This is a genomic window from Streptomyces sp. C36, assembly GCF_040932295.1.
GTDB lineage: Bacteria > Actinomycetota > Actinomycetes > Streptomycetales > Streptomycetaceae > Streptomyces > Streptomyces triculaminicus.
This window is the reverse complement of record NZ_JBFQGI010000003.1, coordinates 582,214-604,918: the sequence shown is the minus strand read 5'-3', so window position 1 is coordinate 604,918 and position 22,705 is coordinate 582,214. Positions and strand designations below refer to the sequence as shown.

At 71.9% G+C, this 22,705-nt stretch carries 18 protein-coding genes, 1 tRNA gene and 2 pseudogenes; 7 read left to right on the top strand and 14 right to left on the bottom strand.

Annotation, left to right across the window (positions count from 1 at the left end):
- The 8 genes from AB4K12_RS12470 to AB4K12_RS12435 all read right to left on the bottom strand — a co-directional run bounded on the left by AB4K12_RS12470 (nt 1) and on the right by AB4K12_RS12435 (nt 7,381).
- Complete coding sequence (locus tag AB4K12_RS12470) at nt 1–936, bottom strand: aromatase/cyclase (protein WP_368434257.1); 936 nt, start codon at nt 934–936, stop codon at nt 1–3.
- Nucleotides 937–956: 20 nt separating this feature from the next.
- A complete protein-coding gene (gene fabG / locus AB4K12_RS12465) occupies nt 957–1,742 on the bottom strand; it encodes a 3-oxoacyl-ACP reductase FabG (RefSeq protein ID WP_368434256.1) in 786 nt (261 codons plus the stop codon).
- A 25-nt stretch (nt 1,743–1,767) separates the two neighbouring features.
- A complete protein-coding gene (locus AB4K12_RS12460) occupies nt 1,768–2,034 on the bottom strand; it encodes an acyl carrier protein (protein WP_368434255.1) in 267 nt (88 codons plus the stop codon).
- A 79-nt stretch (nt 2,035–2,113) separates the two neighbouring features.
- Entirely contained in the window at nt 2,114–3,334 is a 1,221-nt protein-coding gene (locus tag AB4K12_RS12455) for a ketosynthase chain-length factor (RefSeq protein WP_368434254.1), read from the bottom strand.
- Nucleotides 3,331–4,614 carry a beta-ketoacyl synthase gene (locus tag AB4K12_RS12450; RefSeq protein WP_368434253.1) on the bottom strand — a complete coding sequence of 428 codons (1,284 nt, stop codon included), beginning with the start codon at nt 4,612–4,614 and terminating at the stop codon, nt 3,331–3,333. The genes AB4K12_RS12455 and AB4K12_RS12450 overlap by 4 nt, the downstream gene beginning before the upstream one ends.
- The gene (locus tag AB4K12_RS12445) at nt 4,611–4,937 is read right to left on the bottom strand and encodes a TcmI family type II polyketide cyclase (protein WP_368434252.1); all 327 of its coding nucleotides are present in this window, start codon (nt 4,935–4,937) and stop codon (nt 4,611–4,613) included. Before AB4K12_RS12445 ends, AB4K12_RS12450 begins: the two co-directional genes overlap by 4 nt.
- 35 nt (nt 4,938–4,972) lie before the next feature.
- The gene (locus AB4K12_RS12440; RefSeq protein WP_368434251.1) at nt 4,973–6,454 is read right to left on the bottom strand and encodes an FAD-dependent monooxygenase; all 1,482 of its coding nucleotides are present in this window, start codon (nt 6,452–6,454) and stop codon (nt 4,973–4,975) included.
- A gap of 237 nt (nt 6,455–6,691) precedes the next feature.
- Nucleotides 6,692–7,381 (bottom strand): response regulator transcription factor, encoded by a 690-nt coding sequence (locus AB4K12_RS12435; RefSeq protein WP_368434250.1) that lies wholly within the window; start codon nt 7,379–7,381, stop codon nt 6,692–6,694.
- A 650-nt stretch (nt 7,382–8,031) separates the two neighbouring features.
- Here AB4K12_RS12435 and AB4K12_RS12430 point away from each other — a divergent pair.
- From AB4K12_RS12430 to AB4K12_RS12420, 3 genes are all read left to right on the top strand, one after another.
- A complete protein-coding gene (locus tag AB4K12_RS12430; RefSeq protein WP_368434249.1) occupies nt 8,032–8,982 on the top strand; it encodes an NAD-dependent epimerase/dehydratase family protein in 951 nt (316 codons plus the stop codon).
- Between the two features lie 99 nt (nt 8,983–9,081).
- A complete protein-coding gene (locus AB4K12_RS12425) occupies nt 9,082–10,071 on the top strand; it encodes a DUF1648 domain-containing protein (protein ID WP_368434248.1) in 990 nt (329 codons plus the stop codon).
- A 2-nt stretch (nt 10,072–10,073) separates the two neighbouring features.
- Nucleotides 10,074–10,439, top strand: a complete 366-nt coding sequence (locus tag AB4K12_RS12420; RefSeq protein ID WP_368434247.1) for a GntR family transcriptional regulator — start codon at nt 10,074–10,076, stop codon at nt 10,437–10,439.
- A 27-nt stretch (nt 10,440–10,466) separates the two neighbouring features.
- On the opposite strand, the gene AB4K12_RS12415 is transcribed toward AB4K12_RS12420, so the two are convergent.
- Nucleotides 10,467–11,144, bottom strand: coding sequence for a macro domain-containing protein (locus tag AB4K12_RS12415; RefSeq protein ID WP_368434246.1), 678 nt, complete (start codon nt 11,142–11,144; stop codon nt 10,467–10,469).
- 109 nt (nt 11,145–11,253) lie between these two features.
- Here AB4K12_RS12415 and AB4K12_RS12410 point away from each other — a divergent pair, with 109 nt between their 5' ends.
- On the top strand, nt 11,254–12,876 hold the full coding sequence (locus AB4K12_RS12410; RefSeq protein WP_368434245.1) for an ADP-ribosyltransferase domain-containing protein: 1,623 nt from the start codon (nt 11,254–11,256) through the stop codon (nt 12,874–12,876).
- Nucleotides 12,877–12,886: 10 nt separating this feature from the next.
- On the opposite strand, the gene AB4K12_RS12405 is transcribed toward AB4K12_RS12410, so the two are convergent.
- A complete protein-coding gene (locus tag AB4K12_RS12405) occupies nt 12,887–13,519 on the bottom strand; it encodes a 2'-5' RNA ligase family protein (protein ID WP_368434244.1) in 633 nt (210 codons plus the stop codon).
- A 255-nt stretch (nt 13,520–13,774) separates the two neighbouring features.
- Here AB4K12_RS12405 and AB4K12_RS12400 point away from each other — a divergent pair, with 255 nt between their 5' ends.
- Complete coding sequence (locus tag AB4K12_RS12400) at nt 13,775–15,721, top strand: amino acid transporter (protein ID WP_368434243.1); 1,947 nt, start codon at nt 13,775–13,777, stop codon at nt 15,719–15,721.
- A gap of 95 nt (nt 15,722–15,816) precedes the next feature.
- On the opposite strand, the pseudogene AB4K12_RS12395 reads toward AB4K12_RS12400, so the two are convergent.
- Nucleotides 15,817–16,161 (bottom strand): annotated as a pseudogene (locus tag AB4K12_RS12395) (MarR family transcriptional regulator); the annotation flags it as partial.
- A 132-nt stretch (nt 16,162–16,293) separates the two neighbouring features.
- Nucleotides 16,294–16,491, bottom strand: a pseudogene (locus tag AB4K12_RS12390) (helix-turn-helix domain-containing protein); the annotation flags it as partial.
- 183 nt (nt 16,492–16,674) lie between these two features.
- On the opposite strand from AB4K12_RS12390, the gene AB4K12_RS12385 reads away from it, so the two are divergent.
- The gene (locus AB4K12_RS12385) at nt 16,675–17,865 is read left to right on the top strand and encodes a cytochrome P450 (RefSeq protein ID WP_368434242.1); all 1,191 of its coding nucleotides are present in this window, start codon (nt 16,675–16,677) and stop codon (nt 17,863–17,865) included.
- A gap of 156 nt (nt 17,866–18,021) precedes the next feature.
- On the opposite strand, the gene AB4K12_RS12380 is transcribed toward AB4K12_RS12385, so the two are convergent.
- Nucleotides 18,022–18,095 (bottom strand) — tRNA-Pro (locus tag AB4K12_RS12380).
- 258 nt (nt 18,096–18,353) lie between these two features.
- Here AB4K12_RS12380 and AB4K12_RS12375 point away from each other — a divergent pair.
- Nucleotides 18,354–21,689, top strand: coding sequence for an amidohydrolase family protein (locus AB4K12_RS12375; RefSeq protein WP_368434241.1), 3,336 nt, complete (start codon nt 18,354–18,356; stop codon nt 21,687–21,689).
- A 37-nt stretch (nt 21,690–21,726) separates the two neighbouring features.
- On the opposite strand, the gene AB4K12_RS12370 is transcribed toward AB4K12_RS12375, so the two are convergent.
- Nucleotides 21,727–22,602, bottom strand: coding sequence for a chitosanase (locus tag AB4K12_RS12370; RefSeq protein ID WP_368434240.1), 876 nt, complete (start codon nt 22,600–22,602; stop codon nt 21,727–21,729).
- Nucleotides 22,603–22,705 lie beyond the last annotated feature (103 nt).

Genomic DNA, 22,705 nt, shown 5'->3' with positions numbered 1-22,705 from the left:
TCAGCGCCGCGCTTCCGCGTACTCCTTGGCGTGGCCGAGGGTGGCCCTGCTGTTGGCGCCCAGGGCGTTGCGCAGGAAGGCGCGGGCCTCGGGGACGCCGGCGTCGGGCCCCAGCACCGTGGTGATGTTCGCGGTGTTGACCACGACGGTGTGCCGGGAGGTGGCGAGGACGCCGTCGCCGTCCTCCTCCAGCCGCCAGTAGCCGGTGTGCAGGGTCATCAGGGCGGGCAGGGTGGTCTGCTTGTAGGCGATCCCGTGGTGGGGGAAGCAGACGCGGACCGATTCGGTGGTGTGGGACGAGCCGTCCTTGGTGCGGGTGTCCATGCGCAGGGTCTGCAGCCCGGGGGTGTCCTCGGTCAGCCGGACCGCGGCCACGTGCGGCAGCCGCTCGGACCACAGGCCGGCCTCGTTGAGGAAGTCGTAGACGTCCTTGGCCGAGCCCGCGACGCGCACGGTGTCCTCGAAGGAGAGCGTGAGCCCGTCCGCGCCCGTGGCCAGTTCGACGTTGGCCTTGAGCGCGGCGAGTTCCGAGCGGCTGTTGCGGTCGACGGCCTCGTCGATCCACTTCAGCTTCTCCGGATCGTCGCCCGTGGCCCGGTAGTCGTGCAGCAGCCGGATGCGGCAGCGCGACGGCGCGAGGGGCTCGATCACCCAGGTGCCGCCCATGGCGGCCACGGGCGGGGTGGAGACCTCCTGCCGGAAGGTGATCCGCAGCCCCTGGGGGTCCAGGGTGCGGCGGGAGGTCCAGCTCTTGGCCTCGCCGTTGGCGGTGGCCCAGATGCGGATGCGCTCCTCGCCCTCGCCGCGCTCGAGGTGGTCGACGTGAACGGTGGGCGGGAAGATCCGCGGCCAGTTCTCCACCTCGGCGATCAGCCGGTAGACCTCGGCGGCGGGCGCCTGCGCGGTGATCTCGTGCTCGACCTGACGGACGGTCATCGTCACTTCTCCTGTCCGGATCAGAAGTTGCCCAGGCCACCGCAGACGTTGAGCGCCTGCGAGGTGATGGAGGCCGCGGTGTCGGAGGCCAGGTAGCCGACCAGCCCGGCGACCTCCTCCGGCGTGGAGTAGCGGCCGAGGGGGATCTTGGCCTGGAACCTCTCGAGGATCCGCTCCTCACTGGTGTCGTAGGCGGCGGCGTAGCCCTGCCGTACCCGCTGGGCCATGGGGGTCTCGACGTAGCCGGGGCACACGGCGTTCACGGTGATCCCGGTGGGGGCCAGCTCGTTGCCCAGCGCCTTGGTGAACCCGACGACGCCGTGCTTGGACGCCGAGTACGGGGCGCCCAGGACGACGCCCTGCTTGCCCGCGGTGGAGGCGATGTTGATGATGCGCCCGCGCTCCTTCCGTCGCATGCCGCCGGTCGTGAGCACCTCGCGCGTCATGCGGAAGACGCTGGTGAGGTTGGTGTCGAGCACGTCGGCCCACAGCTCGTCGGTGATGTCGGCGGTGACTCCGCCGCCGCTGCGCCCGGCGTTGTTCACCAGCACGTCCACCGGCCCGAAGCGGTCGGCCGCGGCCCGTACGAAGTCCCGGACGGCCGTCCCGTCGCGCACGTCGCAGGGGGCGCCCGCCACGTCGAGTCCCTCCTCCCGGAGCTCCTTGACGGTGGTCGTCACGCCCTCCTCGGTGCGTGCGCAGAGGAAGACCCGGTGGTCCTGCCGGGCCAGCAGGCGGGCCGTGGCGAGGCCGATGCCGCTGGTCGCACCGGTGACCACGGCGACCCTGGCGTCCTGCTGTGTCATGTCCTTCTCCTGGTGGTCGGGGCGGTCAGGCGGCGTCGGCCGCGAGGCGGGCGTTGACCGCCTCGATCAGCGCGCGGGGGGTACGGGCGTCCGTCAGCGTGTCGTCGTCGAGCGTGATGCCGAGTTCGCGCTCGATGCGGCCGCCGGTCTCCAGCAGCGCGAGGGACTCGTAGCCGAGCGTCTCGAACTCGGTGTCGAGGATGTCCCCGTCGAGATCGACGCCCTCGTCCGCTCCGGCCCCCTCGCGCAGGATGCGCCTGAGGTCCTCGAGGGTGAAGGAAGTGGCGGGCATGGTGGTCCTTTCCGATGGCGTGCGGTGGCGTCCGATGGCGTACGCGCTCGCGTGAACGGTGGTGGTGGGGTGGCTGGTGTCAGGCGGCGGTGCTCCGCACGACCGCCGCGGAGTTGAAGCCCCCGTGTCCGCGGGCGAGCACCAGCGCGGTGCGCAGGGTGGCGGGGCGCGGCTCGGGACCGACCAGGTCGAGGCCGTAGCGCGCGTCCGGGGACGTGTGGGCGGTCGGGGGGATCACCTGGTCGCGCAGGGCGAGGAAGGCGGCGGCGAGGTCCAGCGGCGCGGCCCCCGAGTAGAGCCGGCCGGTCATCGTCTTGGGGGCGGTGACCGGCACGCCGCGCGGTCCGAAGAGGGCGCCGAGGGCCTCGGCCTCGACGCGGTCCAGCTCGGGGACGGCGGCGGCGTCGGCGAAGACCACGTCGACGCCGTCCGGGCCGGTGCCCGCGTCGGCCAGCGCCAGCTCGACGGCCCGGCGCAGGCCGGGGGGCCGGCCGCTGCCCGGCCGGGGGTCGAACGTCGAGCCGTATCCGGCGAACTCGCCGTAGACCCGGGGCGCGCCGCGGCGGGCGGCGTGCTCCGCGTCCTCCAGGACGAGCAGGGCCCCGCCCTCGCCCGGTACATGGCCCCGGGCCTCGGCGTCGAACGGTACGTAGGCGCGCTCGGGGTCGTCGCTGGTGCTCAGCCGGTCGCCGGCCAGCTGGGCGACCCAGCCCCAGGGGCACAGGGAGGCGTCGACGCCCCCCGTCATCACCAGCGAGGTGCCCTTGCGGATCTGCCGGCGCGCCTGGGCGAGCGCGTCCAGCCCGCCGGCCTGGTCGCTGACGAGCACGCCGCTGGGCCCGCGCATGCCGTTGCGGATGGAGATCTGTCCGCTGTTGACGGCGTAGAACCAGGCGAAGGACTGGTACGCGCTGACGTACTGCCCGCCCCGGCTCCACAGCGCCCGGAGCTCGTTCTGGCCGAACTCGAAGCCTCCGGAGGCGCTGGCGGTGATCACGCCCATGGCGAACTCGGGCAGCTCGCCGGGGTCGATCCCTGCATCGGCCAAGGCCCAGTCGGCGCCCACCAGGGCGATCCTGGTCATGCGGTCGGTCTGCGGCAGCAGCCGGCCGGGCAGGTGGTCCTCGGCGGTGAACCCGTCGATCTCCCCGGCCAGCCGGGCGGGGTAGCCGGTGGCGTCGAAGCGGGTGAGGCGGCCGATGCCGTTCCGCCCCTTCAGGGTCGCCCGCCAGTACGCCTCCAGGCCCAGGCCGTTGGGCGCGGCGACGCCCAGTCCCGTGACGACGGCCCTGCCCTTCACCGCCGGCTCCTCTCGGGGCGGGCGAGCACGATCGCGCTCTGGAACCCGCCGAAGCCGCTGCCCACGGACAGCACCGCGTCGGTGCGGTGGTCGCGGGCGGTCAGGGGAACGTAGTCGAGGTCGCACTCGGGGTCGGGGGTGTGGAGGTTGGCCGTGGGCGGCACGACGCCGTGCTCCATGGCGAGCGCGGAGGCGGCGATCTCGATGGAACCGATGGCGCCCAGCGAGTGGCCGACCATCGACTTGATGGAACTGACCGGCGTGCGGTGGGCGTGCTCGCCCAGGCTGCGTTTGAAGGCCGCCGTCTCGTGCCGGTCGTTCTGCTTGGTGCCCGAGCCGTGCGCGTTGACGTAGTCGATGTCCTCGGGGTTCATCCGCGCCTCGTCGAGGGCCACCCGTACGGCCTCGGCCATCTCCCGTCCGTCGGGCCGCAGGCCGGTCATGTGGAAGGCGTTGGAGCGGGTGGCGTACCCGGCGATCTCGGCGTAGACGTGGGCGCCGCGCCGCCGTGCGGCGCCGAGCTCCTCCAGGACGAACACGGCGGAGCCCTCGCCCAGGACGAAGCCGTTGCGGCTCGCGTCGAACGGGCGCGAGGCGTGCTCGGGGTCGTCGTTGCGCGGTGTCGTCGCCTTGATCGCGTCGAAGCACGCCACGGTGATCGGGGAGATCGGCGCGTCGGCGGCCCCCGCGATCATCACGTCGGCGGAGCCCTCGCGGATCAGCTCGGCGGCGTGGCCGACGGCGTCGAGGCCGGAGGTGCAGCCGGTGGAGACCACCGTGGCGGGCCCCTCGGCGCCCACGGCCCAGGCCACCTCGGCCGCGAAGGAGCTGGGCACCAGGTAGTTGTAGAGGTGGGGCACGGCGTAGGTGTGGTCGACCAGCTCCAGCCGGCCGCCGTCGCTGACGGTGCGGTACTCCTGGTCCAGGCCCATGGTCGCGCCGACGGCGCTGCCGATGGTGACGCCGGTGCGGCAGGGGTCCAGCGCGTCGGTCTCCAGGCCGCTGTCCTGGACCGCCTCGCGCGCGGTGACCACCGCGAACTGAGCGGCCCGGTCCATGCGGCGGATCTCCTGCGGGCGCAGGCCCAGCAGGTCGGCGTCGAAGTCCACCTCGGCGGCGACCTGGGAGCGGAACGGCGCGGGGTCGAAGAAGGAGATGCGGCGGGTGGCGGTCCGGCCGTCGGTGAGCAGCTGCCAGAAGTTCTTGACGCCCGGGCCGCCCGGTGCCGTGACGCCGATCCCGGTGATCACGACCCGGCGGCCGCCGGTGCCGCCGTTCATGACGCCGTCCAGTGGTAGAAGCGCCGGGCCATGGCGTCGGCCGGCGAGCGCCAGGTGGCGGGGTCGTACGCGCCGATGTACGGCTTGAGGTCCTCGCTGATCCCCACGAAACGCGGGTCGGCCTTGGCCGCCTCGATGCGCTCCCCGCCGTCGGCGCCGTCGAAGTCCTGCAGGTGGAAGTACAGGCCCCGGTAGGCGAAGAGCTGCCGACGGCGGGTGCCCATGCGGTGGGGCATGTCCGTCCGGTCGAAGTCGCCGAACAGCCGGCCGACGTCGTCGGCGGAGCCGAGGTCCATCCGGGCCACGATCAACGTGCTGTGCATCATTGCCTCTCTCCGTTGGTGCGGTGATCGGTGCGTCACCGGCCGGGCCCGAACCAGCGCTCCAGGGCCATGGGCAGGTCGTGACGGCTGCCGGGCGCGATCCAGGCCACGTGGCCGTCGGGCCGTACGAGCACGGCGGCGGCGCCCTCGAGCCCGTGCCGGAGCCCGGGGCCGTGCGGCGCGGCGGTGACCACGTCGATCCGGTCCGTCCAGCCGTCGGCCCGCCGGCGCAGGTGGGGGTTGTCCGCCAGGTCCAGCAGCACGCCCCGGCCGGCTCGCAGCAGCTCGGTGCTGCTGGTGGGGCGGTCCGGCCGGGCGCCGCCGACGCGGCGGAGCTCGAGGTGGGGCATGCGCGTGCCGAGCAGGGGGTGGCCGCTCCCGGCGTCGTAGCGAATGTCCAGCCCACTGGCCTTTCCGGCCAGGTGCCGGGCGACGTCCTCGTACCGCGTCAGCTCCCCGAGCACGTCGCGCAGCGGCTGCGCCTCGTCGCCGCCGAGCAACAGCAGGCTCTGGGCGCGGGTGTTGGCGAGCAGTCGGCGGCCGATCTCGTGCCGCTCGCCGTGGTAGGTGTCCAGCAGGGCCTCGGGGGCCGTGCCCCGTACGACGGCGGCGAGCTTCCAGCCGAGGTTCACCGCGTCCTGGATTCCGGTGTTCATCCCCTGGCCGCCGGCCGGGAGGTGGATGTGGGCGGCGTCCCCGGCCAGCAGCACCCGTCCCCGCCGGTACTCCGTGACCTGCCGGGCCGCGTCGCCGAAGGCGCTGACCCACAGCGGTTCGGCGTGCGAGATGTCGATGCCGGTCAGCCGCTTCCAGGCGTCGGCCACCTCACCGAAGTCAGGGGGGCCGGTGCGCCGTCGCGGGGGCGCGCCGCGCTCGCCGACGACGATGCGCACGATGCCTTCGCCGAGCCGGTTGGCCATGACCATGCCGCCGGAGACCCGGTCGGCGACCATGCGGGGCTCGAGGTCGACGCCCCGCAGGTCGGCCAGGAACATCTCCGTGGTGGCGGGAGTGCCGGGGAAGTCGAAGCCTGCGTCCTTGCGGACGACGCTGCGGCCTCCGTCGCAGCCGACGAGGTAGCGGGCGCGCAGCGTCCGCTCGCCGGCCGAGCCGCGGACCCGGGCCTCGACCGCGTCGCCGTGGTCGGTCAGCGAGACGAACTCCTGGCCGCGCCGGATGTCGGCGCCCAGGTCGCGGGCCCAGTCCTCCAGTACGGACTCGGTGACGGACTGCGGCACGGTCCTGGCCGCGCCGTGCACGGCGATCAGCGGGCCGAAGTCCACCGGGATGCCCCCGAAGTGCCCCTGCTCGCTCGTCTCGACGTCCCCGAACCGGCCCAGCAGGCCGCGCTGGTCGAAGACCTCCATCGTGCGCGGCGCCAGCCCGATCCCCCGGGACTCGCCCGTACGCCCCGGCAGGCGCTCCAGGACGACGACGCCGATGCCCGCCAGCCGTAATTCCCCGGCGAGCATGAGCCCGGCCGGCCCTGCCCCCACAATGATGACCGATGCGTCCATCCACCTTCTCCCGACTGGCGTCCACCGCGTGCCGCGCACGCCTCGCGCGGAATTCCCGGGAGAAGCCCGGGAATCGAGATCGCGAAGCCGGGAATTAGCTTCGTCGCCACGCCTGATCCGCGGCAAGGAATCCCGTCAAAGGACATCTGCAAAGGTGCGTCAGGCGTTCGTCAACAGGACAGGGAAACGTCAATTCCCCCGGTGAGGGGCCTGTGCGCGGAGCCGGTCACCCGCGGGTCACCGGCCCGGGCCGATGCGGAAGCCGACGCCGCGCACGGTGCGGATCCAGCCGCTGTGACCCAGCTTGCCCCGCAGCGAGCTGACGTGGGTGTCGATGGTGCGGCTCGCCCGCGGCCCCAGCGCGTTCGCCGAGGTGTCGCCCCAGATCTCGGCCATCAGCCGTTGCCGGGTGACAACGCTGTCGGAGTGCGTCGCGAGGTAGTAGAGGAGGTCGAATTCCTTGCGGGTGAGGTCCACCGCCCGGCCGCACAGCCGTACTTCGCGGGAGGCGGGGTTGATGCACACGTCCCCGACGGACAGCGCCTCGGCCGGCGGGCGCACCGGCTCCGGCGGGCGCCGCGCGCGGCGCATCACGGCATCGATGCGGGCCATTAACTCGCGGAATACGTAAGGTTTGTCCAGGCAGTCGTCGGAACCCGCCTGCAATCCCAGGACACGGTCCAGTTCGGCTCCCCGGCCGGTGAACGCGATGATCGGCGTATCGCTCTCCCGGCGGATTCGCCGGCACACCTCCAGGCCGTCGATATCCGGGAGTTCGAGGTCGAGCAGGATGAGTTCGGCCTCGGCGTAGGACTCCAGGGCCGCCGCGCCGGTGGCGACCGTGACGGCTTCGTGGCCGTACCGTTCCAGTCTCGGGGCCAGGGGCTCCGCCGCCGCCGTACGGTTCTCCACCACGAGAAGTTGCACGATGCCTCCCAGATGCGGTTGCACTGCCCGGCCGCCGGCCGGGCAGCGAAGGGGGGTCCGGTGCGCGACGGTCCACGCCGACCGCGGCGCGCTGTGGGAACGCTGGGGCGCAACTGCCCCGTCAGGGGCCGATCGAGGGGTTCTGTCGTGGAATCCGGGAACAACACCGCTTCAGCACGTGCGTCACCTCGATGACGTTTCTCCCCCGTTGGGACCGCCCGTCGGGCGGCCGCATGCGCTACTCGTGCAAGCGTCACCGAGTGCCGTGTTCCGGGCAACCCTTACCGAATTCATTGGCCATGACAGCTACAGGGCGTGGCAGACACCGTCTGTCGGCCACCACGCGGCGGATTCATTCCCTCCGTGCAATGGCTCGATCCTTGCTCGATCCAGCCTGTTCAGCCCCCGGGTCGAACGCCCCCTCGGGACGGCGAGGCCCGAGCGGGCCGCCGGAAAAACCGACCGCGCGTGACAACGGCCGCGGAACCGGTCACTCTGCGTCCGATCGATCACTTGAACACCGGGGCATTGAACTGAATGGTTCAACGTCCTGGTACACACGGTAAGTCGGGATTGCCTCGACGGAGAAGGACGCGGCGCCCCGGTCATCCGACATACGGACGGTTTGCGGTTCGTACTAATGTGCGCGGGTGAGTCTTTATGTCGTCGTAGGATTCGGGCCCGCCGGAGCGGCCACCGCTCGACTGTTGGCCGAGCAAGGCCATTCGGTACGGGTCGTCACCAGGTCCGGCCGCGCCCCGGAGCCCGGCACCCAACGCATCGAGCACGTCGCGCTGGACGCGACGGACCGCGAGCGCCTGACCGAGGCCGCGCGGGGCGCTGTCGCGATCTTCGGCTGCGCCGCGCCGCCCTACCACCGCTGGGCCGCGGAATGGCCGCCGCTGGCCTCGTCGGTCTGCGCTGCGGCCGAGGCGACCGGGGCCGTCCTGGTCATGCTGGGCAACCTCTACGGCTACGGCCCGGTGGACGGCACCCTGACCGAGGACCTGCCGCTCGCGGCGACCGGCCCCAAGGGGCGGGTGCGCGCCGCCGGATGGGAGCAGGCGCGGGCCCTGCACGAGCAGGGCCGGATCAGGGCGGTCGAGGTGCGGGCCTCGGACTTCTTCGGACCCGGCGTGACCGACGGCGGGCACCTGGCCGCACGGGTCATGCCGCGACTGCTGCGCGGCAAGCCGGTCTCCACGCTCGGGGATCCGGACGCCCCGCACAGCTGGACCTACCTCCCCGACGTGGCCAGGGCCCTTGTCGAGGTCGCGGGCGAGGAACGCGCCTGGGGCCGGCCCTGGCACGTCCCCACGGAGCCCCCGCTGTCCGTCAGGGAGATGACCGGCCTGCTCGCCACCCAGGCGGGAACGCGGCCGGTCGCGGTGCGCGGGACGCCGTCCGCCCTGCTGAGTGTCGCGTCGGTCTTCTCCCCGCTGATCCGCGAACTGAGGGAGATCCGCTACCAGTTCGACCGTCCGTTCGTCGCCGACTCGAGCGCGTACGACGACGCGTTCACCGTCCGCGCCACCCCGGTCGACCAGCAGGTCAAGGCGACGGTGGACTGGTGGCGTGAGCGCCTGGCCACCGCCGGGTGACACCGCACCCGCCAGAACCGCGTTAAGAAACAGGCAGTCACCTTCCCTCACGTGCACGCCGGTTGTTCTACTAGTGTGCAAACAAGTGGAGGTACTGCCATGCCGCACTCACGATCCGCGTCCCTCGACGCCCGTCGCATCGCCGTCGCCGTCGCGCCGGCCCTGATCGCCGCCGCCGTCGTCCTGTCGGTCTTCCTGTCCGTACAGGACCGGCTCCCCGGCCGCATGGCCGTCCACATCGGAGAGGGAGGACGCGCCGACGACTTCTCGGGTCAAGGCTCCTTCCTGGCCACCGCGTTGGGGGTGCTGGTGGGCGACGGCGTCGTCTTCGGCGTGCTCGCCTTCTGGATACGGCCGAACCCGGGCGTGCAGCGCGTCCTGGCCGTCATCGGCGGCGCCGTCGCGGTGCTGACCGGGTGGCTGGTCACCGCCGTGCTGCTGGCCAACACCGACGTCGACGACGCCGCCACCGTCACCCTGCCCGGGACGCAGGCCGCACTCGCCTTCGGCGCGGCAGCCCTCTGCGCGGCCGTGGGCTGGGCGGCCTGCGGCACGGCCCAGGAGACCGAGACCGTCTCCGGGCCCTCGGCCCAGGCCCCGCGCCTCACCCTCGGCGACGCCGAGACCGCCGGCTGGACACAGGTGACGGGCTCCCGGGTCCTGCCCGTCACCGGCGCCCTGATCCTGGCCGCCGGCATCGTCGTCTGCGTCACCACCGGATGGGCGCCCGCACTGCCGCTCCTCCTCACCGGAGCGCCCATGGCCGTCCTGACCAGCGCCCGGGTCACCGCCGACCGGCGCGGGATCACCGTCACGCCCTCACTCGCCCCCTGGCCGCGCCTGAACGTGCCTCTGGAGAGGATCACCGAAGCCGGCCACCGCACCGTCAACCCGCTGCGGGACTTCGGTGGTTGGGGATACCGAGCCCGTCCCGGAGCCAGCGGCATCGTGCTGCGCTCCGGCGACGCCATCAGCGCCCGCCTGACCACCGGCAGCGAGTTCGTCGTCACCGTCGACGACGCCGCCACCGCCGCCGCGCTCCTCAACACCCTCGCCGACCGCGAACGCCGCACGTCGGCCGGGGGGTGACCGTGCTCTTCCGTATCGACCCCTCCTCGCCCCTCCCCCTGGGCGACCAGATCGCCGCCTGCGTGCGCGGCGCCATCGCCGACGGCACCGTACGCACCGGCGAGCGCCTGCCCTCCGCCCGCGACCTCGCCGCCTCCCTCGGCGTCAACATGCACACCGTGCTCCGCGGCTACCAACGGCTACGCGAGGAAGGCCTCCTCGAACTCCGCCGCGGCCGCGGGGCCGTCGTCACCGGAGGACCGTCCGCCGAGCGCGCCCGGCTCACCGAACAGGCGCGGCGCCTGGTCGTCGACGCCCGCGCGCTCGGACTCGGCGACAACGACGTGATGGACCTCGTCAGGAATTCCCTGACGGCCGACCGCCGATAGGCATGAGACGCGCTGAGAACGGCTCGGTCAGCGGCGGGATATGGAGCGCTGGGGCGGCGCGATGCGTACCCGCTTCTCGGCAGGCGCGTTCTCGATGTCGTCGAGTTGCGCGACGATCGTGCTGCGCAGGTCGTCGTAGTCCTCGAAGTGGTAGTCGTTGAACAGCGTGTAGCCCGTCCACATCAGATTGGCGCACACCCGCGCCGGCACCCGGCCGGTCCGGGCGCCCATTCCGACCAGCGCCACCGAGGTGATGCTGCCCGGCGCTTCCTTGTTCTGCCGGTGGATCGCCTGGAACGCGGCGGCGCACGCCAGGGCGACATTCAGGGTCTCGCTCACGTTCTGCGAGGACGTTTCCATCGTCGGCGTCGAGATCAGGAACTTCGGATCGACGGCCCCGGACGGAACGCACACCGCGCTTCCTACTGGAAAGGTTCCGGCAAACCGGTCGCGGATCGCCCGCTGCACACGCAGCTGGATGCCCGCTCCCAGATGCCGCTTGATGACTGCGTCGAGGCCGCCGTCCATACGGCCCCGGGAGTTGGTCGGAGTGACCCAGGCGTCGACCTTCTCATCGAGGATCGAGCCCTTGCGGATCTCGATCCCGGGGGTGTCGGCGAACGCCGCCCGCCAGGCCTCCACCACCTTCGCGTTGACGTCGGTCAGCACCACCCTCAGCGGCGACTCCACACGGTTCACGGTCATAGTCCACTCCCATCGGGACACGGTCGTTCCATCGCTCACGACGCTACAACCGCCCACTGACAACCGGTGGGGAGCTCGATTGTCGTACCCCGTTGCTAGCCTCCCGGCCATGATCGATGCCAACACCCCTGCCCAGCCCGACGCGAACGACCCGCTGGCCCTTGCAGAACTGTTCAAGGGCGGCGGTGAACCCTGGCTTCCGCTGTTGAAGCCGGTCATCGAGGCTCAGCCGAACGCGGCCGCGTTCATCGGCTCGGGCCGCGGACAGGAAGTCGTCCCCGTCCGCGAACTGACCTTCCAGGCGCTCAAGCCCAATCCGCCGCACAAGTGGAAGGTCGTCGTATTCGGTCAGAACCCGTATCCGCGCCCGGAAAGCGCCACGGGCATCGCCATGTTCGACAACACCTTCCACGACTGGAAGGACAGTCAGTTCGGCAGGGTCGTGAGCATCCGCTGCATCATCAAGGCGGCGGCGATGTGGAAGTACGGCATACCCAAGAAGACCCCGATCGCCGACATCCGCACGCTGTTGAAGAAGCAGGACACCGTCCAGCCGCCGGAATGGTTCCAGGCGATGCTCACGCAGGGCGTACTGCTGCTGAACGCGGCACTCACCGCCAGCAGTGACGGGGGGAGGGGCGCCGATGCCGACCGGCACACGGCATTCTGGCGTCCGGTCACCGAGCGGATCGTCGAGGAGGTCCTCCAGGCCAAGCAGAACGCCGACGAGGAAGACCGCGGTGTCGTCTTCGCGTGGTGGGGAGCTCACGCCCGCAACCTGAAGAAGGTCGTCCTCGAACTCCAGAAGAAGTACCCCGACGTCGACGTCCGGCACATCGACCACCCCAATCCCGCGGCGCAGGGCGACATCTTCTGCGAGGGCGACCATTTCGGAGTGGTGAACGACGCCCTCGCGTCGCTGGGCTCCGATCCGATCGACTGGCTGCCGAGCAAGGGGTGGAACGAGGGCGCGGCGGAGGTCGGTGGGACGGACGGCGGCATCGCCGAACGCATGGGCGCGTTCATCACATCCACCATGGAGCTGCACCAGCTGTACCTCGAGCGGCTCGCCAGCGTCAAGGACGAGGGTCTCGCCCTCCCCGCGATCACCGGTGTGTTCGACACCCCGCTCATGGACTTCCAGAACGCCGTCGCCCCGGTCGCCGAGCTGCTGTCCGGCCTCGACCGGCACGTCGACCAGTCGCACGAATTCGGCAAGAGGAGGGCGGACGAAGCGGCCGGCAGCCTCTCCGCCGACGCGATCGCCGCCCTCTACCTCTACACCTGCCAGTCCGCGTTCTACCGGGAGATCAACGCCGTCCTGCGTGCGCCGGACCGGGCCAAGGTCATCCCGTATCTCCCCTATCTGCGGCTGCTGTTCTCGGCGGTGTCGCAGCTTCCCGCCCGCAAGGAGCCGTTGTGGCGCGGCGTCTCGCTGGACCTGCGTGCGCAGTACCCGCTCGGCCGGACCGTGACCTGGTGGGGCGTTTCCTCGTGCACGCCCAATCTCAACGTGGCCCGGAACTTCCTCGGCAGCCGCGGCAAGCGGACGCTCTTCGAGGTGGTCCCCGCCCGGGCGGTGGGCATCAGCAGTTTCTCCGCGTTCGCCGGCGAGGAGGAATTCATCCTCTCGCCGGGCACGCAGCTCAAGGTGACGGACGTGAAGACCGAGCGCGGCGGTCTGTGCACCGTAAAGCTGACCGAACTGGAGGAGCAGACCCTCGTGTCCTGAGCGCCGACCGCTACGAGCCGTCGGACGCCCCGGGCTCCGACGGCCAGGCCTCCGGCGGTCGGCGGACCTCGCCCGTGCCCAGCCTGATCACGGCCCGCGGCCGCATGGGCTCCTCACCACGCCGCGAGAGCAGGACCACCTCCTCGACCACGGCCGTCAGCGCGCCGAGCCGGGCGGCGCACTCGGCGGCCAGACGCCGCGGGTCCTGGGTGCGGCCGAGCGACAGATGCGGGGTGAAGCGGCCGCCGCGCCCACGGCAGAGCGGGAACCGCAGCCCCAGCGCCCGGTGGAGACGGTCCCATGGCGCCGGCCCCGCCGCGGCCGGGTCGAGCCACACCGTCGCGGCCTGCCGGTGCCGGAAATACCGCACACCGGCCAGCCGCACCTCGAACGCCGCGCTCTCCGCCGCCCCGGCGGAGAGCAGCGGCACAGCCCGCTCGAAGTCCTCCTCCGGTACGAAGCCGAACAGCACGTTCACATGCGGCGGCCACCGCCGTACCTGCGGATCGTGCTCCCAGCGGATGTCCTGAACCGCCGGCCAGAGCTCCCGCGGCGGCAACCACGCCACCGCCGTCCGGGCCGTCGGCGCCACCTCGAGCACGTCCACCGGCTCGGCCCCACCGAACACCGGGTTCCCGTCCACACCCCCATGATCCGCGCCACGCCCACACCGCACGAGTCGACCGCCGGCAGTCGGCCGCCGCGCTGTGGTGAACGCGTTCAGCCGCACAGCTCTACTGGGCCCGGGACCGGCCTGGCTACGGCCCTCACGCGAATCTTGACGCTTTCCTGACGCCCCTCCCCGGGCAGGCGAAGAATCCATTGCTTACGCTGGCTCGGCTGTCCGCATGATGGCCGAATTTCGCCCCCTCCCCCCGCAGGATTCCAGGAGCACCACATGGCCACCCCGACCGACACGCACACGAGTCGTCTACGGGCGTGGATGCTGGAGGGGCTCTCCGACATGGGCAAGGGCCGTCCGTCGCAGGCCGCCCCGGAGCCCGAGCACAAGGGCCAGCCCTGGTACCGGGTGATGTGTCTGACCGGTGTCGACTATTTCTCGACCCTCGGTTACCAGCCGGGCATCGCCGCCCTGGCCGCCGGTCTCCTCTCCCCCGTCGCGACGATCGTGCTCGTGATCGTGACCCTGGCCGGCGCGCTGCCCGTCTACCGGCGCGTGGCCGAGGAGAGCCCGCACGGCGAGGGTTCGATCGCGATGCTGTCGCGGCTGCTGTCCTTCTGGAAGGGCAAGCTGTTCGTCCTCACGCTGCTGGGCTTCGCCGCGACCGACTTCCTGATCACGATCACGCTGTCGGCCGCGGACGCCTCCACCCACCTGGTGGAGAACCCCAATCTGGAAGGGGCCCTGCACGACAAGCAGGTGCTGATCACCCTGATCCTCATCGCGCTGCTCGGCGCGGTGTTCCTCAAGGGCTTCCTGGAGGCGATCGGCGTCGCCGTCGTCCTGGTCACGGTCTACCTCGCGCTCAACGTGGTGGTCGTGGTCACCGGCCTGTGGCACGTCCTCACCGAAGGCCACGTCGTCACCGACTGGACCGCTGCCCTCACCACCGAGCACGGCAACGTCTTCGTCATGATCGGCGTCGCCCTGATCGTCTTCCCGAAGCTGGCGCTCGGCCTGTCCGGCTTCGAGACCGGCGTGGCCGTGATGCCGCACGTCAAGGGCGCCCCGGACGATGCCGAGGACAGGCCCGCCGGGCGGATTCGCGGCACCAAGAAGCTGCTCACCACCGCCGCGCTCATCATGAGCGCCTTCCTGATCATGACCAGCTTCATCACCACCGTGCTCATCCCGCACAAGGAGTTCGAGTCCGGCGGCGATGCCAGCGGCCGCGCGCTCGCCTACCTGGCGCACGAGTACCTGGGCAACGTCTTCGGTACGGTCTACGACGTCTCCACCATCCTCATCCTGTGGTTCGCGGGCGCCTCCGCCATGGCCGGTCTGCTCAACCTGATGCCGCGCTACCTGCCCAAGTACGGCATGGCCCCGCACTGGGCCCGCGCCGTGCGCCCCATGGTGATCGTCTTCACCCTCGTCGCCTTCCTCGTCACCTGGCTCTTCGACGCCGACGTCGAAGCCCAGGGCGGCGCCTACGCCACCGGCGTCCTGGTCCTCATCTGCTCCGCCGCCATCGCCGTCACCATCGCCGCCCGCAAAGCCGGCCAGCGCGGCTGGACCATCGCCTTCGGCGTCATCTCGGCCGTCTTCCTCTACACCACCGTCCTCAACGTGATCGAGCGCCCGGACGGCGTGAAGATCGGTGCCTGCTTCACCGCCGGCATCCTCCTCATCTCCCTCCTCTCCCGCCTCGGCCGCGCCTTCGAACTCCGCGTCACGCATGTGGAACTCGACGAGATGGCCGAGCGGTTCGTTCGCGACATCTCGCAGCGCACGCCGCGCTTCATAGCCAACGAACCCGACGAGCGCGACGTCACCGAATACCGCGAGAAGATCGGACAGATCCGCGCCGACAACGACATCCCCACCGCCGAGGACTTCGTCTTCGTCGAGGTCACGGTCACCGACCCCTCCGAGTTCGAGGCCGGTCTGACCGTACGCGGCGAGATCCTGCACGACCGCTACCGCGTCCTCACGATGGAGAGCTCCTCCGTCCCCAATGCCCTCGCGGCCTTCCTCCTCCACGCCCGCGACCTCACCGGCACCCGCCCCCACGTCTTCTTCGAGTGGACCGAGGGCAACCCCTTCACCAACTTCGTCCGCTTCTTCCTCTTCGGCCAGGGCGAGGTCGCTCCGGTCACCCGCGAGATCCTGCGCGAGGCCGAACCGGGCCGCGACCGCCGCCCCCGCGTCCACGTCGGCTGACCGACCGTCCATCGCACCGGCCGGAACCGCGGCAGGCACACCACCCCCACCACCCGTGGCCCGACGCCCCCTGACAGCGGTCCGGCTGGGATCCGTCACGCCAGGAGGGTGCGCCAGCGGTCGGCCGACACCATCAGGTCCAGGGTGATCCGCTCCAGGAAGGCCCCCGCCCTGGACAGCCGCTGCCCGACGGGCGTGTCGAGCCCGGACGTCTGCGCCGCCGCCATCGAGGTCCGCACCGCCTCGAGCGTCTGTCGCGCGCTGATCACGACCGAGTGGTACCAGGCCTCGTCATCGACCACGTAGATGTCGCGACGCCGCCGCGGATCGCGCTCGCGCCGGACGTACCCCTGCTGGACCAGGGAGTTCACAGCCACGGAGACCGAGGCCGGGCTGACGTTCAGCCGACGGGTCAGCTCGGCCGCGGTGCGCCTGCCGTCCTCGGACAGCAACAGGTCGACGTGCACGCGCGCCGTCATCCGCGGCATCCCCGACCTGACCGCCAGCTCGACGATCCCTTCCTCCACCGCGCCGCCCTGCGGGCCGGCCGCGCGTGGGGGTGCGGGTGTTCCCCGGCGCGCCCGCTGGACCGTCGCATCGTGTGCCTCCTGGGGCCGGTAGCCACCGGGGCCACCGTTGCGTGCGACCTCCCGGCTGATCGTCGAGGTCGACCGGTCGAGCCGCCTGGCGATCTCGGCGTACGAGAGCCCGTCGGCTAGGCCGGTCGCGATGCGCCGGCGGTCCTGTTGGGTCAAGCGTCCTCCTGGCATGCCGTCAGTATTGCCTTCGCCGTCAATCATTGCAACGGTCCGTTGCGTTCGACGCCAACGCCATTGCATCAATTTTCCTGCGCTGACCTGGAGAAATGCCTCTCGGTTGATTGACGACATTCTGAACGCAACGTAGCTTTCGAGAAGCATCAAACACGCAGTATCGCGAGACGAGGAATGGTCATGGGTGAATCCGTCCACACCGTCACGACGCTGCCGACGGCACGTCGGCCCGGCTGCCCCTTCGACCCGCCGGCAGAGCTGACCGACGCCCGCCGGCACGGCCCCATCAGCCGCTGCACCCACCCCGGCGGAGCACCCGGCTGGCTCGTCACCGGCTACGACCTGGTCCGCTCGGTCCTGGCCGACCCGCGATTCAGCTCGCGCAAGGAGCTCATGAACATGGGCGACTTCGAGATTCCCCCCGCGCCGCCCGGCGAGTTCGTCCTCATGGACGACCCGCAGCACCGGCGCTACCGGAAACCGCTGATGGGCAGGTTCACCGTGCGGCGGATGCGCCTGCTCACCGAGCGCATCGAGCAGATCACCACCGACTGCCTGGACGCCATGGAGAAGGCCGGGCCGTCGGCGGATCTGGTGACCGCGTTCGCCAAGCCGATCCCCACCATCGTGATCTGCGAGCTGCTGGGGGTGCCGTACGAGGACCGGGGCTCCTTCCAGGAGCAGATCGACACGTTCATGGGCGGGGAGACGAGCGACGAGGAACTGATAGCGGCCTACACGGCGACCCAGAACTACCTCGCGGAGCTGGTGGCCGCAAAGCGCGCGAACCCCACCGACGACATCCTCAGCGAACTCACCGACAGCGACCTGACCGACGAGGAACTGAAGGGAATCAGCCTGATTCTGCTCGCGGCCGGCTTCGACACCACCGCGAACATGCTGTCCCTGGGCACCTTCGCGCTGCTGCGGAACCCGGCACAGCTCGCCGAACTGCGCGCCGACCCGGCACTCGCCGATGGGGCCGTGGAGGAACTGCTGCGGTACCTGAGCGTCGCCAAGCAGTTCTGGAGGACGGCACTGGAGGACGTCGAGCTGGGCGGTCAGACCATCAAGGCAGGCACGACGGTCATCCTGTCGTACAACACCGCCAACCGCGACCCCGAGCGCTTCACCGACCCCCACACGCTCGACCTCCGCAGGCAGGACGGCGGACACCTGGCCTTCGGCCACGGCATCCACCAGTGCCTGGGCCAGCAACTGGCCCGCATCGAGATGCGGATCGCATTCCGCGCACTGTTCGACCGCTTCCCCACCCTGCGCCTGGCCGTACCGGCCGAAGAAGTCGGCCTGCGCCCGGAGACCGCGGACATCTACGGGGTCAGGAGCCTCCCGGTCACCTGGGACGCCTGACCGCGGCGCACGGAGGGCGCGGTTTCCGCCGGAGGCGTGTTGGCTCCATGAATTCGACGGTCCACCAACACCGCGTAGCGGTCAACAGCGGGCCCGAAGAACGACAAACGCCCTCTGACCTGGGATTTCTCCCAGATCAGAGGGCGTTTTCACGTGTCGGGACGGCGGGATTTGAACCCACGACCCCTTGACCCCCAGTCAAGTGCGCTACCAAACTGCGCCACGTCCCGGTGCTTGTCCGACCTGGGCTTTTGTGCCCTCGTCGACCGCGCATGAGAACAATACCGTACTTCGCGCGGTGGTCGCGCACGCCTTTCGGCGGCCCCGGCGCAGGCGGCGCCCGGCGCCGCCTCCATCCCTTTTCCTCCCAAGATCGTCCGCGCTCCTCCGGGCGGGTGCGGTGTTGACCCGGCACCTGCGCGGCGTGCGACCATCGGGCCTCGGATGTAGCTGCCGCCTCTCGCAACTCCCCTGGCTCAGGAGGACAGTTGGACACGAGCAACTCCCGTGGCGCACCCCCCGACGCGGCCACCGGCGCACCCCCCGGCACACCCCGGAGCGTCTCCCGGCGCGGGTTCCTGCAGACGGCGGCCGGGACCGCCGCGGTCGTGGGGGTGGGTGTCGCGCTGCCCATGGCCGGCGAGGCGGTGGCGGCCCCGGGGGCGGGGGCGGGGCGGCGGGGGGTGTTGTCGTTCAGTGGGGCCACCAACGGTGCCGGGACGCTCTCGCCCGCCGGTGACCGGCTGGTCGCCGAGGTGCAGAACGTGCTGTGGTCCGTTCCGCGCAAGGGCGGCGAGGCGGTCGCGATCACGCCGGCCGACCTGGAGCCGACGCGACCCGTCCACTCCCCCGACGGCAGGCGGCTCGCGGTCTGCGCCTACCGGGGCGGCGGCTTCCATATCTGGGTGCTGAACACGGACGGCTCGGGGCTGCGGCAGCTGACCGACGGCCCCTGGGACGACCGGGGGCCGTCGTGGTCGCCGGACGGGCGGAAGATCGCCTTCGCGTCCGAGCGCGGAGGCGACCCGGTGGCGGGCAGTCCCTACCGCGTGTGGGTGATGGACATGCGTACGGGATCACTCGAGCGGGTGACGGGGGTGGCCGGTCAGGAGGGGCCCGGGCAGGACGGGGCGTGGGAGGACTTCGACCCGGTGTGGTCCCCGGACGGCAGGCGGCTGCTGTTCGTGCGGGGGCGGGTCGTGGAGGGCGCGCTGCAGGCGCGCACGATCATGTCCGTGGCGGCCGACGGGCGCGGGCCGGTGCGGGCCGAGCACACCGAGACCGCCGCCGCGCAGGTGATGACTCCGGCCGTCTCGCCGGGCGGGCGGCTGGCCTACCTGCGCGTCACGGCCGCGCCCGCCGCCTCCTGCACGCTCGTCGTGGACGGGGCCGCCGTGCCCGTCGAGGGGGACGTGGCGCCCGTACCGCCGCGGTGGGTCTCGCACGACGAGCTGTTGCTGACCGTGAGCGGGCAGTTCCTGATCGTCCGGCCGGGGGCTGGCGAGGGGGAGCGGGCGGGGCCGCGCACGCCCGCCGACTCGCTTCCGCACCCCTCGGCGGCGCCCGCGCCCACACCGCCGGCCGTCACCGTCCCCTTCACCGCGAAGCTGCCCTTCGACCGGCCCCGCTACGAGGTCAAGCGGTTCGACTTCGGGGGCGAGGGCGTACGGCCGGTGCGCGCGCTGCATCTGCCGGCCCTGTCTCCCGATGCCCGGCGGGTGGCGTTCGCCGCGCTCGACGCGCTGTGGATCGCGGACGTGGCCGGCGGCCGGGCGCCCCGCCGGGTGGTGAGGTCGGCCCCGGGCCGGTACGTACTGGCGCCGTCCTGGTCCCCGGACGGGCGGGCCCTGGTCTACGCCGACGACCGTGACGGGCTGCTCGCCGTGCGCCGCCACGACCTCGCCTCGGGCGAGGAGGAGGTGCTGGCCGACGGCGGGCGGGTGTTCCCCGTGCTGTCGCCGGACGGGGGCCGCCTCGCGTGCCTGGACCTGTCCGGGAACCTCGTCGTGCGCGATCTGGCGGCCGGTGCCGACAAGGTGCTGGCGGCGCCGCTCGGCGCGGGCGGCCTGCCGGGCAGACCGAGCTGGTCGCCGGACGGCCGGTTCCTCGCCCTGTGCGACCGCAATCGGCTGAACCAGCGGTTCCGGGAGGGCTACAACCTGATCCGCGTCGTCGACGTGGCCACCGGGGCCGCCCGGCTGCACGCGATCGCCCCGCACGCCTCGGTCTCCGACCGCTACGACTCCGGGCCCGTATGGTCCCCCGACGGCCGCTCCATGGCGGTGATCAGCGAGTCCGCGCTGTGGCTGCTGCCCGTACGGGCCGACGGAACGCCCGACGGCGAGCCGCGCCGGCTGACGGACGAGGCCGCCGACCACCCCTCCTGGTCGGCCGACGGGCGCCGGATCCTCTACCTCTCCGCCGGCCGCCTGCGGCTGCTGGAGACCGCCGACGGCTCCACGCGCACGGTCCCCGTAGCGCTCGACTACCGGCGCCCCGCCCCGGCCGACATCGTCGTGCACGCGGGCCGGCTCTGGGACGGCACGGGCACGACGGTGCGCGAGGACGTCGACCTCGTGGTGCGCGGCGGCCGGATCGCCGCCGTGGAACCGCACCGGGCCCGGCGCGCCGCGAAGACGACGGTCGACGCCTCGCGGCGGACCGTGATCCCCGGGCTGTGGGACGCCCACATCCACCCCTGGCTGAGCACCTACGGCGGCCGGCAGCCGGCGTCGTTCCTGGCCTACGGGATCACCACCACCGTCTCCCTCGGCGGCTTCGCCTACGAACAGGCCCGCCTCCGCGAGGCCGTGAACGCCGGCGCCATGGCCGGGCCGCGGCTGCTGACCTCCGGCGAGCTGCTGGACGGCGGGCGCGTCGCGTACAGCATGGGCCGCGCCCACCGCACCCGCGAGGGGCTGCGCCGGTCGCTGACCCGGGCCGCCGCCCTGGACTGGGACTTCGTGAAGACCTACGTCCGCGCGCCCGGCTGGGTGATGGAGGAGGCCGCCCGCTTCGCGCACGAGCGGCTGGGGGTACGGGCCGGCAGCCATCTGTGCTCCCCCGGCGTCCAGCTGGGCCAGGACCTGACGACCCATCTGCAGGCCACCCAGCGGCTGGAGTTCGGCCACGCCACGACGGCCACCGGGCGTGCCTACCAGGACCTGGCGGAGATCTACACCGCCACCGACTTCCGCCTCGTGGCCACGCTCTTCACCTCCACTCCCCTGCTGGGCGCGGACCCCGCGCTGGCGAAGGACCCCCGGGTCACCGAGCTGATGCCGCCGTGGGATGTGGCGGTCGTCCAGCAGACGGCCGCCAAGGCGCCCACGGAGGAGCAGCTGGCCACGCTGCGCCGCGAGGTCGACGTCTATCGCCGCGTGCTGTCCGGCGGCGGGCTCGTCGCCCTCGGCACGGACGCCCCGCTGGTGCCGGTCGGCCTCTCCCTGCACATGGGCCTGCGGGCCCTGCACCGGTACGGGGGGCTGTCGCCGGCCCAGGCCCTGAGCACCGCGACGGTGCTGGCGGCACGGGCGTACGGCGCGGAGCGGGACCTGGGCACACTGGAGGCGGGCAAGCTCGCCGACGCCACCGTGATCGACGGCGACCCGTTCAGCGACTTCGACTCGCTCGTACGGACTACGGCGGTGCTGCGCGGCGGGGTCGCGTACGAGCAGCGCGAGCTCGTCGGCGCGTACGAGCGGGCCGCCGCCGCGGCGCCGCGCGTGGGCGGCCGGCCCGGCGACTGGCTGGAGGTCGGGCGGCAGCTGCGGCGGGACTCCTGCTGCGACATGGAGCACCTGCTGGATCAGCTGGGCCACTGAGTGTGCGCTCCCCCGGGAGCGCACACTCCCGCGGCGCCTACTCGTTGATCTGGTAGGAGTCGCCGTAGACCTTCCACTTCAGCGGCGGCACGAGGTCGAGGTTGCCGCTGTCGAGGAAGACGCGCTGCGCGGTGTCGACGCGGCTCGTGTCGTTGTGCGCCTCCTCGCCCCGCATGGCCTTCTTGCGGGCGTCGAGGAAGGCGTTCAGGTAGGTCTTCTCGTCGCCGCCCTGGGCCGGGGGCTTGGCCTTGGCCAGGGCGGCCTTGCGGATGCCGCCGAAGCTGTTCCTGCCGCTGCCGGGACCGTGCATGACGGTCGCGTCGTAGTAGGCGAACTGGCCGAGCGCGCGCAGCCCGTCGTCCTTCGCCTGCTTGACGGCCGGGTCGAAGTAGACCCGGTCGCGCTCGGACTCCTGGGCGTCCTGGAAGGCCTTGTCCTGGGCGGCCTTGTGCCAGGCGTCCTCGAAGGGCTTGCCGAGGCCGGCGTGCGAGGCGGTGCCGTTGACCTTGCGCAGGGCGGGCAGGAAGGGTGCCAGCGGGTTGCCGGGCTTGCGCTGGGTGTAGTGCTCGACGAGCTCGAGCATGTCGCCGGTGCCCGAGCAGAAGCCGATGATGCCGGCGGTGTAGCCGCGGCCGTCCTTGATGTCCTCGATGTAGGTGAACTGGGCCCGCCAGTCGAGCGAGGAGTTCTCCGCGCTCGACACCAGCCGCATGGCGATGTCCTTCTTGTGCGGCTCGTCCAGGCCCGGCGCCGCCGCGTCCGCGTGCCGTATCGCCACCGTCGGCGCCGCCGCCGGCGCGGAGGGTGCGGGTGTCGCCTGGCCGGTCCCCGCCAGGGCGAGGGAGGCGGGGAGGGCTACGGCCAGGCCCAGGAGGGCGGCGCGCATCGGCTTCTTCGAGGGGCGTGCGGACATGCGAGGCTCCGTTCGTTCCCGATGGTCGGCCGACCCGATGGGTCGGCTGAATGTTAGGAAACTTTCCTAACCGACCTCGGCATTGAAGCGACACGTCCGCTTA

Excerpts from the sequence above, each read along its gene's own strand:
- AB4K12_RS12425 (WP_368434248.1), top strand. The coding sequence starts at position 9,082 with ATGCCGCACTCACGATCCGCGTCCCTCGACGCCCGTCGCATCGCCGTC.
- AB4K12_RS12370 (WP_368434240.1), bottom strand. The coding sequence starts at position 22,602 with ATGTCCGCACGCCCCTCGAAGAAGCCGATGCGCGCCGCCCTCCTGGGC.
- AB4K12_RS12415 (WP_368434246.1), bottom strand. The coding sequence starts at position 11,144 with ATGACCGTGAACCGTGTGGAGTCGCCGCTGAGGGTGGTGCTGACCGAC.
- AB4K12_RS12460 (WP_368434255.1), bottom strand. The coding sequence starts at position 2,034 with ATGCCCGCCACTTCCTTCACCCTCGAGGACCTCAGGCGCATCCTGCGC.
- AB4K12_RS12470 (WP_368434257.1), bottom strand. The coding sequence starts at position 936 with ATGACCGTCCGTCAGGTCGAGCACGAGATCACCGCGCAGGCGCCCGCC.
- AB4K12_RS12450 (WP_368434253.1), bottom strand. The coding sequence starts at position 4,614 with ATGAACGGCGGCACCGGCGGCCGCCGGGTCGTGATCACCGGGATCGGC.
- AB4K12_RS12400 (WP_368434243.1), top strand. The coding sequence starts at position 13,775 with ATGGCCACCCCGACCGACACGCACACGAGTCGTCTACGGGCGTGGATG.
- AB4K12_RS12385 (WP_368434242.1), top strand. The coding sequence starts at position 16,675 with ATGGGTGAATCCGTCCACACCGTCACGACGCTGCCGACGGCACGTCGG.
- AB4K12_RS12440 (WP_368434251.1), bottom strand. The coding sequence starts at position 6,454 with ATGGACGCATCGGTCATCATTGTGGGGGCAGGGCCGGCCGGGCTCATG.
- AB4K12_RS12445 (WP_368434252.1), bottom strand. The coding sequence starts at position 4,937 with ATGCACAGCACGTTGATCGTGGCCCGGATGGACCTCGGCTCCGCCGAC.
- AB4K12_RS12410 (WP_368434245.1), top strand. The coding sequence starts at position 11,254 with ATGATCGATGCCAACACCCCTGCCCAGCCCGACGCGAACGACCCGCTG.
- fabG (WP_368434256.1), bottom strand. The coding sequence starts at position 1,742 with ATGACACAGCAGGACGCCAGGGTCGCCGTGGTCACCGGTGCGACCAGC.